The sequence below is a fragment of the Serratia sp. KG1D genome (assembly GCF_037150675.1).
GTDB lineage: Bacteria > Pseudomonadota > Gammaproteobacteria > Enterobacterales > Enterobacteriaceae > Serratia > Serratia nematodiphila.
The window spans coordinates 15,187-29,072 of record NZ_JBAGIH010000006.1; the positions used below are offsets into that span (position 1 = coordinate 15,187).

General features: G+C 51.5%; 25 protein-coding genes. All 25 read right to left on the reverse strand.

What is annotated here, in order from left to right; all coding sequences use genetic code 11:
- Positions 1–6: 6 nt before the first annotated feature.
- A complete protein-coding gene (gene rplO, locus WFM45_RS22185) occupies positions 7–441 on the reverse strand; it encodes a 50S ribosomal protein L15 (RefSeq protein ID WP_004929742.1) in 435 nt (144 codons plus the stop codon).
- Positions 442–444: 3 nt separating this feature from the next.
- On the reverse strand, positions 445–624 hold the full coding sequence (gene rpmD / locus WFM45_RS22190) for a 50S ribosomal protein L30 (RefSeq protein WP_048232028.1): 180 nt from the start codon (positions 622–624) through the stop codon (positions 445–447).
- A 6-nt stretch (positions 625–630) separates the two neighbouring features.
- The gene (gene rpsE, locus WFM45_RS22195) at positions 631–1,131 is read right to left on the reverse strand and encodes a 30S ribosomal protein S5 (RefSeq protein WP_004929747.1); all 501 of its coding nucleotides are present in this window, start codon (positions 1,129–1,131) and stop codon (positions 631–633) included.
- A gap of 14 nt (positions 1,132–1,145) precedes the next feature.
- A complete protein-coding gene (gene rplR, locus WFM45_RS22200) occupies positions 1,146–1,499 on the reverse strand; it encodes a 50S ribosomal protein L18 (RefSeq protein ID WP_004929748.1) in 354 nt (117 codons plus the stop codon).
- A gap of 9 nt (positions 1,500–1,508) precedes the next feature.
- On the reverse strand, positions 1,509–2,042 hold the full coding sequence (rplF, locus tag WFM45_RS22205) for a 50S ribosomal protein L6 (RefSeq protein ID WP_004929751.1): 534 nt from the start codon (positions 2,040–2,042) through the stop codon (positions 1,509–1,511).
- Positions 2,043–2,056: 14 nt separating this feature from the next.
- Positions 2,057–2,449, reverse strand: a complete 393-nt coding sequence (gene rpsH / locus WFM45_RS22210) for a 30S ribosomal protein S8 (RefSeq protein ID WP_004929753.1) — start codon at positions 2,447–2,449, stop codon at positions 2,057–2,059.
- Between the two features lie 30 nt (positions 2,450–2,479).
- Positions 2,480–2,785, reverse strand: coding sequence for a 30S ribosomal protein S14 (gene rpsN / locus WFM45_RS22215; RefSeq protein ID WP_004929754.1), 306 nt, complete (start codon positions 2,783–2,785; stop codon positions 2,480–2,482).
- Positions 2,786–2,798: 13 nt separating this feature from the next.
- The gene (rplE, locus tag WFM45_RS22220; RefSeq protein WP_004929756.1) at positions 2,799–3,338 is read right to left on the reverse strand and encodes a 50S ribosomal protein L5; all 540 of its coding nucleotides are present in this window, start codon (positions 3,336–3,338) and stop codon (positions 2,799–2,801) included.
- A 14-nt stretch (positions 3,339–3,352) separates the two neighbouring features.
- On the reverse strand, positions 3,353–3,667 hold the full coding sequence (gene rplX / locus WFM45_RS22225) for a 50S ribosomal protein L24 (protein ID WP_004929758.1): 315 nt from the start codon (positions 3,665–3,667) through the stop codon (positions 3,353–3,355).
- A gap of 9 nt (positions 3,668–3,676) precedes the next feature.
- Entirely contained in the window at positions 3,677–4,048 is a 372-nt protein-coding gene (rplN, locus tag WFM45_RS22230; RefSeq protein WP_000613954.1) for a 50S ribosomal protein L14, read from the reverse strand.
- Positions 4,049–4,220: 172 nt separating this feature from the next.
- Positions 4,221–4,475, reverse strand: coding sequence for a 30S ribosomal protein S17 (rpsQ, locus tag WFM45_RS22235; protein WP_004929760.1), 255 nt, complete (start codon positions 4,473–4,475; stop codon positions 4,221–4,223).
- Positions 4,476–4,667 (reverse strand): 50S ribosomal protein L29, encoded by a 192-nt coding sequence (gene rpmC / locus WFM45_RS22240; RefSeq protein ID WP_004929762.1) that lies wholly within the window; start codon positions 4,665–4,667, stop codon positions 4,476–4,478. It lies immediately after the preceding gene.
- On the reverse strand, positions 4,667–5,077 hold the full coding sequence (rplP, locus tag WFM45_RS22245; RefSeq protein ID WP_004929764.1) for a 50S ribosomal protein L16: 411 nt from the start codon (positions 5,075–5,077) through the stop codon (positions 4,667–4,669). The genes rpmC and rplP overlap by 1 nt, the downstream gene beginning before the upstream one ends.
- Positions 5,078–5,089: 12 nt before the next feature.
- Positions 5,090–5,788: a 30S ribosomal protein S3 gene (gene rpsC, locus WFM45_RS22250; RefSeq protein ID WP_004929766.1), complete on the reverse strand. Its 699-nt coding sequence runs from the start codon at positions 5,786–5,788 to the stop codon at positions 5,090–5,092.
- A 17-nt stretch (positions 5,789–5,805) separates the two neighbouring features.
- Complete coding sequence (gene rplV / locus WFM45_RS22255) at positions 5,806–6,138, reverse strand: 50S ribosomal protein L22 (protein ID WP_002223844.1); 333 nt, start codon at positions 6,136–6,138, stop codon at positions 5,806–5,808.
- A 14-nt stretch (positions 6,139–6,152) separates the two neighbouring features.
- Positions 6,153–6,431: a 30S ribosomal protein S19 gene (rpsS, locus tag WFM45_RS22260; RefSeq protein WP_004929772.1), complete on the reverse strand. Its 279-nt coding sequence runs from the start codon at positions 6,429–6,431 to the stop codon at positions 6,153–6,155.
- Between the two features lie 14 nt (positions 6,432–6,445).
- Positions 6,446–7,270 carry a 50S ribosomal protein L2 gene (gene rplB, locus WFM45_RS22265; RefSeq protein WP_004929775.1) on the reverse strand — a complete coding sequence of 275 codons (825 nt, stop codon included), beginning with the start codon at positions 7,268–7,270 and terminating at the stop codon, positions 6,446–6,448.
- 18 nt (positions 7,271–7,288) lie between these two features.
- Positions 7,289–7,591, reverse strand: coding sequence for a 50S ribosomal protein L23 (gene rplW, locus WFM45_RS22270; RefSeq protein WP_004929776.1), 303 nt, complete (start codon positions 7,589–7,591; stop codon positions 7,289–7,291).
- Entirely contained in the window at positions 7,588–8,193 is a 606-nt protein-coding gene (rplD, locus tag WFM45_RS22275; protein WP_004929779.1) for a 50S ribosomal protein L4, read from the reverse strand. Before rplD ends, rplW begins: the two co-directional genes overlap by 4 nt.
- A gap of 10 nt (positions 8,194–8,203) precedes the next feature.
- Entirely contained in the window at positions 8,204–8,833 is a 630-nt protein-coding gene (gene rplC, locus WFM45_RS22280; protein ID WP_015379265.1) for a 50S ribosomal protein L3, read from the reverse strand.
- 32 nt (positions 8,834–8,865) lie between these two features.
- Entirely contained in the window at positions 8,866–9,177 is a 312-nt protein-coding gene (gene rpsJ, locus WFM45_RS22285) for a 30S ribosomal protein S10 (protein WP_001181005.1), read from the reverse strand.
- Between the two features lie 378 nt (positions 9,178–9,555).
- Positions 9,556–10,035, reverse strand: a complete 480-nt coding sequence (bfr, locus tag WFM45_RS22290; RefSeq protein ID WP_004929784.1) for a bacterioferritin — start codon at positions 10,033–10,035, stop codon at positions 9,556–9,558.
- Between the two features lie 73 nt (positions 10,036–10,108).
- Positions 10,109–10,303 carry a bacterioferritin-associated ferredoxin gene (gene bfd, locus WFM45_RS22295; protein WP_015379266.1) on the reverse strand — a complete coding sequence of 65 codons (195 nt, stop codon included), beginning with the start codon at positions 10,301–10,303 and terminating at the stop codon, positions 10,109–10,111.
- Positions 10,304–10,434: 131 nt separating this feature from the next.
- Positions 10,435–11,619 (reverse strand): elongation factor Tu, encoded by a 1,185-nt coding sequence (gene tuf, locus WFM45_RS22300; RefSeq protein WP_015379267.1) that lies wholly within the window; start codon positions 11,617–11,619, stop codon positions 10,435–10,437.
- Positions 11,620–11,689: 70 nt separating this feature from the next.
- Positions 11,690–13,804 (reverse strand): elongation factor G, encoded by a 2,115-nt coding sequence (fusA, locus tag WFM45_RS22305; RefSeq protein ID WP_004930429.1) that lies wholly within the window; start codon positions 13,802–13,804, stop codon positions 11,690–11,692.
- Between the last annotated feature and the right edge of the window lie 82 nt (positions 13,805–13,886).

Sequence of the window (13,886 nt, forward strand, 5' to 3'; positions counted from 1 at the left end):
TGCTACTTATTCCTCAATTTTACCGCCAGCAGCCTCGATAGCAGCACGAGCGCCTTTGGTGACACGCAGACCACGCAGGGTTACCGGACGAGCGACTTCGCCAGAAAGTACAACTTTCGCGAATTCGATCTGGACACCAACTACGTTAGCGGCTTTCAGCGCGTTCAGGTCGATAACATCGCCTTCAACCAGAGCCAGTTCAGACAGACGAACTTCTGCCGTGATCATCGCTTTGCGTGAAGTGAAGCCGAATTTCGGCAGACGACGGTACAGAGGCATCTGACCACCTTCGAAACCACGACGTACGCCACCGCCAGAACGAGACTTCTGACCTTTGTGACCACGGCCGCCGGTTTTACCCAGGCCAGAACCAATACCACGACCTACACGCTTAGGCGCATGCTTGGCACCTTCAGCCGGAGACAGAGTATTTAAACGCATCTGTTACTCCTCAACTTTAACCATGTAGGAAACCAGGTTGACCATACCGCGAACAGCAGGAGTATCCTCGCGCTCTACGGTGTGACCAATACGACGCAGACCCAGACCGAGCAGAGTAGCTTTATGCTTCGGCAGACGGCCAATTGAGCTGCGAGTTTGTGTAACTTTAATAGTCTTAGCCATGGTCAATTACCCCAGAATGTCGGCAACGGATTTACCACGCTTAGCAGCGACCATTTCAGGAGACTTCATATTCGCCAGAGCGTCGATAGTTGCACGAACCACGTTGATCGGGTTGGTGGAACCATAAGCTTTAGCCAATACGTTGTGCACCCCAGCAACTTCGAGAACGGCGCGCATTGCACCGCCCGCGATGATACCGGTACCTTCATGAGCAGGCTGCATGAACACGCGAGAACCCGTGTGAGCGCCCTTAACAGGGTGCTGCAGGGTGCCGCTGTTCAGCGCGACGTTCATCATGTTGCGACGGGCTTTTTCCATCGCTTTCTGGATCGCTGCTGGAACTTCGCGTGCTTTGCCGTAGCCAAAACCAACGCGACCGTTACCATCACCAACTACAGTCAGTGCGGTAAAGCTGAAAATACGGCCACCTTTTACGGTTTTAGATACGCGGTTTACCGCGATCAGCTTTTCCTGCAGTTCGCCAGCTTGTTTTTCGATGTGAGCCATCTTAAACCTCTTCCTTAGAACTGAAGGCCAGCTTCACGGGCAGCATCTGCCAGTGCCTGGACTCGACCATGATATTGGAAACCGGAACGGTCAAAGGATACTTTCGCAATCCCTTTTTCCAACGCGCGCTCAGCCAGAGCTTTACCTACGGCTGCTGCTGCGTCTTTGTTACCGGAATACTTCAGTTGCTCCGCGATAGCTTTTTCTAAAGTAGAAGCGGCTACCAGTACTTCAGAACCGTTTGGAGCAATCACCTGTGCGTAAATGTGACGCGGGGTACGATGTACCACCAGGCGGGTTGCACCCAGCTCTTGGAGCTTGCGGCGTGCGCGGGTCGCACGACGGATACGAGCAGATTTCTTATCCATAGTGTTACCTTACTTCTTCTTAGCCTCTTTGGTACGCACGACTTCGTCGGCGTAACGAACACCCTTGCCTTTGTAAGGCTCAGGACGACGGTAAGCGCGCAGATCTGCTGCTACCTGGCCAATTACCTGCTTATCAGCGCCTTTCAGCACGATTTCAGTTTGGCTTGGGCATTCAGCAGTGATACCTGCCGGCAGCTGGTGATCGATAGGGTGAGAGAAGCCCAGGGCCAAATTCACCACGTTGCCTTTAACGGCAGCACGATAACCAACACCTACCAGTTGAAGCTTCTTGGTGAAGCCTTCGGTAACACCAACAACCATTGCGTTCAGCAGAGCGCGCGTGGTACCCGCTTGGGCCCATGCGTTAGCAAAACCTTCGCGCGGAGCGAAAGTCAGTGCGTTAGCTTCTTGCTTCACTTCAACGGCGTCGTGGATAGTACGAGTCAACTCGCCGTTTTTACCCTTAATCGAAATAACCTGACCGTTGAGTTTTACCTCTACGCCGGCAGGAATGACGACGGGTGCTTTTGCAACACGAGACATTCTTTCCTCCCGAATTAAGCTACGTAGCAGATAATCTCGCCACCAAGACCAGCCTGGCGAGCTGCACGATCGGTCATAACACCTTTAGAGGTAGAAACAACAGCGATACCCAAACCGGCCATAACTTTTGGCAGCTCATCTTTTTTCTTGTAGATGCGCAGACCTGGACGGCTGATACGTTGAATGCTTTCTACCACAGCTTTGCCCTGGAAGTACTTCAGTACCAGTTCCAGAACAGGCTTGGCGTCGCCTTCGATTTTGAAATCTTCAATAAAACCTTCTTCCTTCAGCACGTTGGCAATTGCCACTTTCAGCTTGGAGGAAGGCATGGTGACCGCAACTTTGTTCGCGGCTTGACCGTTACGGATACGGGTCAGCATATCCGCGATCGGATCTTGCATGCTCATCTGTCTTTACTCCCGTGATTCAATTGGTAATTACCAGCTAGCCTTTTTCAAGCCTGGTACTTCACCGCGCATAGCGGCTTCACGAAGCTTAATACGGCTCAACCCGAATTTGCCCACATAACCATGTGGACGGCCAGTTTGGCGGCAGCGTTTACGCTGACGAGACGGGCTGGAATCACGCGGCAGAGTTTGCAGCTTGAGAACGGCATTCCAACGATCTTCATCGGATGCGTTCACATCAGAGATAATAGCTTTCAGTTCAGCGCGTTTTGCAAAGAACTTGTCAGCTAATTTCACGCGCTTGACTTCGCGTGCTTTCATTGATTGCTTAGCCATCAGTAACCCTGCCTTACTTGCGGAACGGGAAGTTAAAAGCAGCCAGCAGCGCGCGGCCTTCATCATCAGATTTCGCAGTAGTGGTAATGGTAATATCCAAACCACGAACGCGATCGACTTTGTCGTAGTCGATTTCTGGGAAGATGATTTGCTCACGCACGCCCATGCTGTAGTTGCCACGGCCATCGAATGACTTGGCGGACAGGCCACGGAAGTCACGGATACGTGGAACAGCAATGGAGATCAGACGCTCAAAGAACTCCCACATGCGTTCGCCACGCAGAGTTACTTTACAGCCGATCGGATAGCCCTGACGGATTTTGAAGCCTGCAACAGATTTGCGGGCTTTGGTGATCAACGGTTTTTGACCGGAGATGGCTGCCAGGTCCGCTGCGGCGTTATCCAGCAGTTTCTTGTCAGCAATCGCTTCACCAACACCCATGTTCAGGGTGATCTTCTCGACCCGAGGGACTTGCATGACAGAGTTGTAATCAAACTGAGACATCAGTTGTTTGACTACCTCGTCTTTGTAGTAATCATGCAGTTTCGCCATCGTATTACTCCAAATTACTTGATAGTTTCGCTGTTAGACTTGAAGAAACGGACTTTTTTGCCGTCTTCGAATCTAAAGCCTACACGGTCAGCCTTGCCGGTAGCCGCGTTGAAGATAGCAATGTTAGAAACCTGAATTGCAGCTTCTTTCTCAACAATGCCGCCTGGTTGGTTCAGAGCCGGAACCGGCTTCTGGTGTTTCTTAACCAGGTTGATGCCTTCAACAATGACCTTGCCAGCAGACAGGACATTTTTTACTTTACCGCGCTTACCTTTGTCTTTCCCGGTAATCACGATAACTTCGTCATCACGACGGATCTTCGCTGCCATGTTCGCTCCTTAGAGTACTTCTGGTGCCAGAGAGATAATTTTCATGAACTTCTCATTACGCAGTTCACGAGTTACCGGCCCAAAAATACGCGTACCGATTGGCTGCTCGCTGTTATTGTTCAAAATAACGCATGCATTGCCATCGAAGCGAATGACAGAACCGTCCGGGCGACGTACACCCTTCTTGGTGCGCACCACTACCGCCTTCAGAACATCGCCTTTCTTCACCTTACCGCGAGGAATTGCTTCCTTGATGGTAATTTTGATGATGTCGCCGACGCCTGCGTAGCGACGGTGCGAGCCACCTAGAACCTTGATACACATTACGCGACGTGCACCGGAGTTGTCGGCGACGTTCAGCATAGTCTGTTCTTGGATCATTTTAGTGCTCCGCTAATGTCAACTACTACTTTAAAGACCCAAGTAAAAATTAGGCCGTTGAAAAGCCCCATAACCGAGGGCGCAGCATTATAACACCGCTTACTTGGTATGGGTAGAAAAAATAAACGGCTCATTTTCTGAGCCGTTTATTAAGTGAGAGCCAGCTACTCTATTACAGAATCGCTTTCTCTACAACGCGAACCAACGTCCAGGACTTGGTCTTGGACAGTGGGCGGCATTCGCGGATTTCCACCACGTCGCCGGTACCACATTCGTTGTTCTCGTCATGTACGTGCAGCTTGGTCGTACGTTTGATGAATTTCCCGTAGATTGGGTGCTTCACAGTACGCTCGATAGCAACAACGATGGATTTCTCCATTTTATCGCTAACAACACGACCCTGCAGGGTACGGATAACTTCAGTCATTTACACACCCGCCTTTTGAGTCAGTAAAGTCTTAACGCGTGCGACGTCACGACGCACTTGTTTCAACAGGTGAGTTTGTTGCAGCTGGCCACTGGCCGCCTGCATGCGCAAGTTGAATTGCTCACGCAGCAGGTTGAGCAGCTCGGCATTCAGCTCTTCAACGCTTTTTTCACGCAGCTCTTGTGCTTTCATTACATCACCGTCTTAGTTACAAAGGTGGTTTTGATCGGCAGTTTCGCTGCTGCCAGTTTGAATGCCTCGCGGGCAACCTCTTCTGGCACGCCGTCCATTTCGTACAGGACCTTACCAGGCTGGATCAGGGCAACCCAATACTCCACGTTACCCTTACCTTTACCCATACGCACTTCCAGCGGCTTCTCGGTGATCGGTTTGTCCGGGAATACACGGATCCAGATCTTGCCTTGACGCTTAACTGCACGAGTCATTGCACGACGAGCTGCTTCGATTTGACGAGCAGTCAGACGGCCACGGCCAACAGCTTTCAGACCGAAAGTGCCGAAGCTAACATCCGTACCTTGCGCCAGACCACGGTTGCGGCCCTTGTGCACCTTACGGAATTTTGTACGCTTTGGTTGTAACATCAGCGACTCTCCTTACTTGCGGCCTTTACGCTGCTGCTTTTTAGGTTGAGCAGCCGGTTCCGGTTGTTCAACTGCAGCCATACCACCCAGGATCTCACCTTTGAAGATCCATACCTTAACGCCGATTACACCATAAGTGGTGTGCGCTTCAGATGTGTTGTAGTCGATGTCCGCACGCAGAGTGTGCAATGGAACACGACCTTCGCGGTACCATTCGGTACGTGCGATTTCAGCGCCGCCAAGACGGCCGCTTACTTCAACTTTGATACCTTTAGCGCCAAGACGCATTGCGTTCTGTACTGCACGCTTCATAGCACGACGGAACATAACGCGACGTTCCAGCTGAGAAGTGATGCTGTCAGCAACCAATTTAGCGTCGAGTTCCGGTTTACGGACTTCGGCGATGTTGATCTGTGCAGGAACGCCAGCGATGTCCGCTACGACCTTGCGCAGTTTTTCGACGTCTTCACCTTTCTTGCCGATAACGATGCCTGGGCGAGCAGTGTGAATGGTCACACGGATGCTCTTCGCAGGACGCTCGATAACGATGCGAGAAACGGAAGCTTTCGACAGTTCCTTAGTCAGGAATTGACGAACTTTAAAGTCGCTGTCCAGGTTGTCAGCGAATTCTTTGGTATTCGCATACCAAGTAGAGTTCCAAGGTTTGACAATACCCAGGCGAATACCATTAGGATGTACTTTCTGACCCATTGCTAGTCTCCAGAGTCTCAGCGATCGGACACAACCACAGTAATGTGGCTGGTGCGCTTCAGGATGCGATCTGCACGACCTTTTGCACGCGGCATAATGCGCTTCATGCTTGGGCCTTCGTCTACGAAGATTTTCGTAACTTTCAGATCATCGATGTCAGCGCCATCGTTGTGTTCTGCGTTAGCAATGGCAGACTCCAGCACTTTCTTAACCAGACCAGCAGCTTTCTTGTTGGTGTAGGTCAGAGTTTCCAGAGCTTGCGACACTTTCTTACCGCGAATCAGGTCAGCAACAAGGCGAACCTTCTGAGCAGAAGAACGAGCGTGGCGATGTTTAGCGATAGTTTCCATCTCTTCCTCCTACCTTAGCGCTTTTTAGCTTTTTTATCAGCCGCATGGCCGCGATAAGTACGAGTCGGCGCGAATTCACCCAGTTTGTGACCGACCATTTCATCGGAAACGAACACTGGTACGTGCTGACGACCATTATGGACAGCGATGGTCAAACCGATCATGTTAGGAAAGATCGTTGAACGACGGGACCAAGTGCGCAAAGGCTTCTTGTCACCGCTTTCCACCGCTTTCTCTACCTTCTTCAGCAAGTGCAGGTCAATAAAAGGACCTTTCTTGAGAGAACGTGGCATGGCTTATCCTCTAATTATTTTTTGCTACGGCGACGTACGATGAACTTATCAGTACGCTTGTTGCTACGGGTCTTCTTACCTTTGGTCTGAACGCCCCACGGAGTTACCGGGTGCTTACCAAAGTTACGACCTTCACCACCACCGTGCGGGTGATCTACCGGGTTCATCGCCGTACCGCGAACGGTAGGACGAACACCACGCCAACGTGCAGCACCTGCTTTACCCAGAACGCGAAGCATGTGTTCAGCGTTACCGACTTCACCCAGGGTGGCGCGGCAATCAGCTGGAACTTTACGCATTTCGCCGGAGCGCAGACGCAGAGTTACGTAGGAACCATCACGAGCAACGATCTGAACGTAGGCACCAGCGGAGCGAGCCATCTGGCCGCCTTTACCTGGTTTCATTTCTACGTTGTGAACCGTTGAACCAACTGGAATGTTGCGCATCGGCAGGGTGTTACCCGCTTTGATTGCAGCATCAACGCCAGATTGAATCTGGTCACCAGCTTTCAGGCCTTTCGGCGCCAGGATGTAACGGCGTTCGCCGTCTTTGTACAGAACCAGCGCGATGTTCGCGGAACGGTTCGGATCGTACTCCAGACGCTCAACCACAGCAGGGATACCGTCTTTGTTGCGCTTGAAGTCAACCAGACGATAATGTTGCTTGTGGCCACCACCGATATGACGGGTGGTGATACGGCCATTGTTGTTACGACCACCGCTTTTGCTCAGTTTTTCCAGCAGCGGGGCATAAGGTTTACCCTTGTGCAGCTCAGGGTTAACCACTTTAACAACGTGGCGACGACCCGGAGATGTAGGTTTACATTTAACAATTGCCATTGTTCTTACTCCTCCGACTTACTCTGCGCCGCCGATGAAGTCCAGATTCTGGCCTTCTTTCAGGGTGACGTAAGCTTTTTTCCAGTCGCTACGACGACCAACACGCTGACCGTGACGCTTCACTTTCCCTTTAACTACCAGGGTGTTCACGTCTTTGACTTCGACTTCAAACAGTTTCTGCACTGCAGCTTTGATTTCTGCTTTGGTCGCGTCTTTGGCAACTTTGAGAACGATGGTGTTGCTTTTTTCCATCGCAGCGGATGCTTTTTCAGATACGTGCGGTGCACGCAGCACTTTCAGCAAACGTTCTTCACGGATCATGCCAGCATCTCCTCAACTTGCTTCACAGCATCAGCAGTCATAACCACTTTGTCGAAGGCGATCAGGCTAACCGGATCGATACCTGCTACATCGCGCACGTCAACCTTGTACAGGTTGCGAGCTGCCAGGAACAGATTCTCATCCAGTTCACCGGTCACGATCAGCACGTCTTCCAGAGCCATATCTTTCAGTTTCTGTGCCAGCAGCTTAGTTTTAGGCGCTTCTACAGAGAACTTCTCGACAACGATCAGACGATCTTGACGTACCAGTTCGGACAGGATGCTTTTCAGCGCGCCGCGGTACATCTTTTTGTTTACTTTCTGACTGTGGTCCTGTGGCTTAGCAGCAAAGGTCACGCCGCCTGAACGCCAGATCGGGCTCTTTACAGAACCTGAACGCGCACGGCCGGTGCCTTTCTGACGCCATGGCTTTTTGCCGGAACCAGTTACTTCAGCACGGGTCTTCTGAGCACGAGTACCTTGACGGGCACCTGCTGCATAAGCAACAACAACCTGGTGTACCAGCGCTTCGTTGAAATCACGACCGAAGGTAGTTTCGGAAACAGTCAGCGCGCTTTGCGCGTCTTTCAATACTAATTCCATTGCTATCCCCTTACGCCTTCACAGCTGGTTTAACGATCAGGTTGCCACCGGTTGCGCCCGGTACAGCACCCTTAACCAGCAGCAGGTTGCGCTCAGCGTCAACACGTACTACGTCCAGGCTTTGAACGGTTACGCGCTCATCACCCAGGTGGCCAGCCATTTTCTTGCCTTTGAACACTTTGCCCGGAGTCTGGTTCTGACCGATAGAACCCGGAACGCGGTGAGACAAGGAGTTACCGTGGGTAGCGTCTTGGGTACGGAAGTTCCAGCGCTTAACAGTGCCAGCAAAACCTTTACCTTTAGAAGTACCGGTAACATCGACTTTTTTAACGTCAGCGAAGATTTCTACGCTAATTTCCTGACCTGCAGCGAATTCTTGACCTTCTTCCAGGCGGAATTCCCACAGACCACGGCCAGCTTCAACGCCAGCTTTAGCGAAATGGCCCGCTTCCGGCTTGGTTACACGGTTAGCTTTTTTGCTACCAGTGGTAACCTGAACGGCACGGTAACCGTCGGTGTCCAGGCTTTTAACCTGAGTCACGCGGTTCGCTTCAATTTCAATTACGGTTACTGGGATAGAAACGCCATCTTCAGTGAAGATACGGGTCATACCCACTTTTTTACCGACTAAACCAATCATTGTTTCAACCTCTCAATCGCTCAATGACCTGATTAACCCAGGCTGATCTGCACGTCTACACCGGCAGCCAGATCCAGACGCATCAGAGCATCAACGGTTTTCTCGGTTGGCTCAACGATGTCAACCAGACGCTTGTGAGTGCGAATCTCGTACTGATCGCGCGCGTCTTTGTTGACGTGCGGAGAGATCAGAACGGTAAAGCGCTCTTTGCGAGTTGGCAGCGGGATCGGACCACGGACTTGCGCACCAGTGCGCTTTGCAGTCTCGACGATTTCCGCGGTTGATTGATCGATCAGACGATGATCAAACGCTTTCAGGCGGATACGGATTCTTTGGTTCTGCATGAGACCAGAGCTCCAATTATTTATAAACGTAAATAATTACTCCTCACACCCATTTCGATTGATGGGGGAGTGTAATCGTCAACATATAACCCCCATATCGGGAGTATTGTTCGAAAGGCAAAAAAGGCCTGCCAATCGACTGATTCGCTAAAATCAGGCTTACCAAGATTAGGTAAGCCCGCGCATTATACGCAAAATGGCCCAGGAAGCAAGCCGCAGTTGGAAATATGCTCAGGAAATCGTCATTTTTGCACGTTCAGCGACGATCACGGGATGAAGGTGGCGATCAAGGTATGAATTATGCTTAGCGGGCAGCTCCCCTGCCCCGCCGTAAAAACGGTCGCCGGCAGGAGAGGCGATGACGAACGGAAGGCAGGCTTACTCTTTGCGTTCTAAAATCTGGGCCTGGGCATAGTTTTGAATACCGAGGCGAGCAATCAGATCCAGCTCGGTTTCCAGCCAGTCGATATGCTCTTCTTCATCGGCCAGAATGTCGATCATCAAATCACGGCTGACATAATCGTGAATCGAGTCGGCGTAGGCGATACCTTCGCGCAGATTCTTGGCGCCCGCCAATTCCAGCGCCAGATCGGAACGCAGCATCTCTTCAATGTCTTCGCCGATGTTCAGCTTACCGAGGTCCTGCAGATTAGGTATTCCTTCCAGGAACAGGATACGCTCGATGTAGCGATCGGCATGTTTCATTTCGTCGATCGACTCGTGGTATTCCTTATCGTTGAGGCGCATTAAGCCCCAATTCTTGAACATGCGGGCGTGCAGGAAATATTGATTGATGGCAACCAGCTCGTTGCCGAGCAGCTTGTTGAGGTGAGCAATGATCTTTTTATCGCCTTTCATAGGTAACTCCTCCTGGCCAGTTCTAAAAGTGTAGAACCTGTAAGCCAAGAGTCAAAAATAACCTTACCCTTTGTTAGGCAACTTCATGCATTGGGATGATAGTTCCGCGTTCCTCCACCATAATCTGTCTTGCCTGACGAATGCACTTTCCACAATCGGTACCAATCGGCACAAGTTCACGCAGCTGCTTCATGGTATGGGGGTTGTGCTGACGCACCGCATTACGGATCGCTTTGTCAGTCACCGCATTACACAGACATACATACATAGAGAGACTCACTTCTTAACCAATGTATTGAGTCTAAATAGGAATGGTTTTTATTTCAATTAAGATTTATACAAATTGCATAAAAAAAGGGCACCGAAGTGCCCCTTTTTGTGTCGAAAAATTATTCGCGATTAAGCGATAACTTTAGCAACAACACCAGCGCCTACAGTACGGCCGCCTTCACGGATTGCGAAACGCAGACCGTCGTCCATCGCGATTGGGTGAATCAGGGTAACTTTCATGTTCACGTTGTCGCCTGGCATTACCATCTCTACGCCTTCTGGCAGTTCGATGGTACCGGTCACGTCAGTAGTACGGAAGTAGAACTGTGGACGGTAGCCTTTGAAGAATGGCGTGTGACGACCACCTTCATCTTTGCTCAGGATGTACACTTCAGATTCGAACTGGGTGTGCGGCTTGATGGAGCCTGGCTTAGCCAGTACCTGACCACGTTCGATTTCTTCACGTTTGATACCACGCAGCAGAACACCAACGTTCTCACCAGCACGGCCTTCGTCCAGCAGTTTGCGGAACATTTCAACGCCAGTACAGGTAGACTTAACGGTGTCTTTGATACCAACGATTTCAACTTCTTCGCCAACTTTGATGATACCGCGCTCAACACGACCGGTAACAACGGTACCACGACCGGAGATGGAGAATACGTCTTCGATTGGCAGCAGGAACGGCTTGTCGATTGCACGCTCTGGCTCTGGGATGTAGCTGTCCAGGGCTTCGGCCAGTTCGATGATTTTCGCTTCCCACTCAGCTTCGCCTTCCAGCGCTTTCAGCGCGGAACCGCGGATTACTGGCAGGTCGTCGCCTGGGAAGTCGTAAGCGGACAGCAGTTCGCGAACTTCCATTTCTACCAGTTCCAGCAGCTCTTCATCATCAACCATGTCGCATTTGTTCATGAATACGATGATGAAAGGAACGCCAACCTGACGACCCAGCAGGATGTGCTCACGAGTCTGAGGCATTGGGCCGTCAGTCGCAGCTACTACCAGGATCGCGCCGTCCATCTGAGCAGCACCGGTGATCATGTTTTTCACGTAGTCGGCGTGCCCTGGGCAGTCAACGTGCGCGTAGTGACGAGTCGGGGTGTCATACTCAACGTGGGAGGTGTTGATGGTAATACCACGAGCTTTTTCTTCTGGCGCGTTATCGATCTGGTCGAAAGCACGTGCAGAACCGCCGTAGGTTTTAGCCAGTACGGTGGTGATCGCTGCAGTCAGGGTAGTTTTACCGTGGTCAACGTGGCCGATAGTACCAACGTTAACGTGCGGTTTTGTACGTTCAAATTTTTCTTTAGACACGGCTATATTCCTTACTATAGCGCTCTCCCCTTCTGGAGAGAGCACGGGACTTTGGTTTTAACCCTGCGGCTTATTTGCCACGGGCTTCGATTACGGCCTGAGCGACGTTGTTCGGTGCATCATCATACTTCAGGAATTCCATGGTGTATGATGCGCGACCTTTAGTCAGAGAACGCAGCTGAGTTGCGTAGCCGAACATTTCGGACAACGGTACTTCAGCGTGGATCTTAACGCCAGTCACTTCAGATTCCTGACCACGCAGCATGCCGCGACGACGGCTCAAGTCACCGATAACGTCACCGGTGTTCTCTTCTGGAGTCTCAACTTCAACCTTCATGATAGGCTCAAGCAGAACTGGTTTCGCTTTCTTAAAGCCTTCTTTAAAGGCGATAGACGCGGCCAGTTTAAACGCCAGTTCAGAGGAGTCAACGTCGTGGTAAGAACCGAAGTGCAGACGAATACCCATGTCTACTACCGGGTAACCAGCCAACGGACCAGACTTCAGCTGCTCCTGGATGCCTTTATCAACGGCAGGGATGTATTCGCCAGGAATTACACCACCTTTGATGTCGTTGATGAACTCGTAACCTTTCGGGTTAGAGCCCGGCTCCAGTGGGTACATGTCGATCACAACGTGACCGTACTGACCGCGACCACCAGACTGCTTGGCGTGCTTACCTTCAACATCGGTAATCTTCGCGCGAATCGCTTCGCGGTAAGCTACCTGAGGTTTGCCCACGTTAGCTTCAACGTTGAATTCACGCTTCATGCGGTCAACGATGATGTCGAGGTGCAGTTCACCCATACCGGCGATGATGGTCTGGTTAGACTCTTCGTCAGTCCATACGCGGAATGACGGGTCTTCTTTAGCCAGACGGCCCAGAGCCAGACCCATTTTTTCTTGGTCAGCTTTGGTTTTTGGTTCAACGGCGATAGAGATTACCGGCTCAGGGAATTCCATACGCTCCAGGATGATTGGAGAGTCTGGATCACACAGGGTGTCCCCGGTGGTCACGTCTTTCAGACCGATCGCAGCGGCGATGTCGCCTGCGCGAACTTCTTTGATCTCTTCACGCTTGTTGGCGTGCATCTGAACGATACGGCCGAAACGCTCGCGCGCAGCCTTAACGGAGTTCAGCACGGTGTCGCCGGAGTTAACAACGCCGGAGTACACGCGGAAGAAGGTCAGGTTACCCACGAACGGGTCGGTAGCGATTTTGAACGCCAGCGCAGAGAACGGCTCGTCATCACTTGCGTGACGCTCAGCCGGAGTGTCTTTGCCATCGTCCAGGATACCGTTGATCGCAGGAACGTCAGTTGGTGCCGGCAGGTATTCGATTACCGCATCCAGCATCGCCTGTACGCCTTTGTTCTTGAACGCAGAACCACAGGTAACCAGGATGATTTCGTTGTTCAGCACGCGCTGACGCAGAGCGGATTTGATTTCTTCCTCGGTCAGCTCTTCGCCGCCCAGGTATTTTTCCATCAGCTCTTCGGAAGCTTCCGCAGCGGACTCGATCAGGTTCTGGCGCCATTCTTCAGCCAGATCCATCATGTCAGCCGGCACGTCTTCGTATTCGAAGGTTACGCCTGCGTCTTCTTCGTTCCAGTTGATCGCCTTCATCTTCACCAGGTCGATAACGCCGGTGAATTTGTCTTCTGCGCCGATAGCCAGCTGCAGAGGAACAGGGTTGGCGCCCAGACGAGTTTTGATCTGGCCTACAACTTTCAGGAAGTTAGCGCCCATACGGTCCATTTTGTTAACGAACGCGATACGTGGCACTTTGTATTTGTTAGCCTGACGCCATACGGTTTCAGACTGTGGCTGAACACCACCAACAGCACAGTAAACCATTACCGCGCCATCCAGCACACGCATGGAACGTTCTACTTCGATGGTGAAGTCAACGTGCCCTGGGGTGTCGATGATGTTTACGCGATGCGGTTCGAACTGCTTGGCCATACCAGACCAGAAGGCAGTAGTCGCTGCAGAAGTGATGGTAATACCACGCTCCTGCTCCTGTTCCATCCAGTCCATGGTGGCAGCGCCGTCATGAACTTCACCGATTTTGTGGTTTACACCGGTGTAGAACAGAATACGTTCGGTAGTGGTGGTTTTACCGGCGTCGATGTGAGCACTGATACCGATGTTACGGTAGCGTGCAATGGGTGTTGTACGAGCCATTTGATTCCTCTATTCCTAGGGCGTTCAAGTTCAGTTAACCCAAGCGGGCCGATTTGACGCGCCCGCTTGGTTAGCATGACTA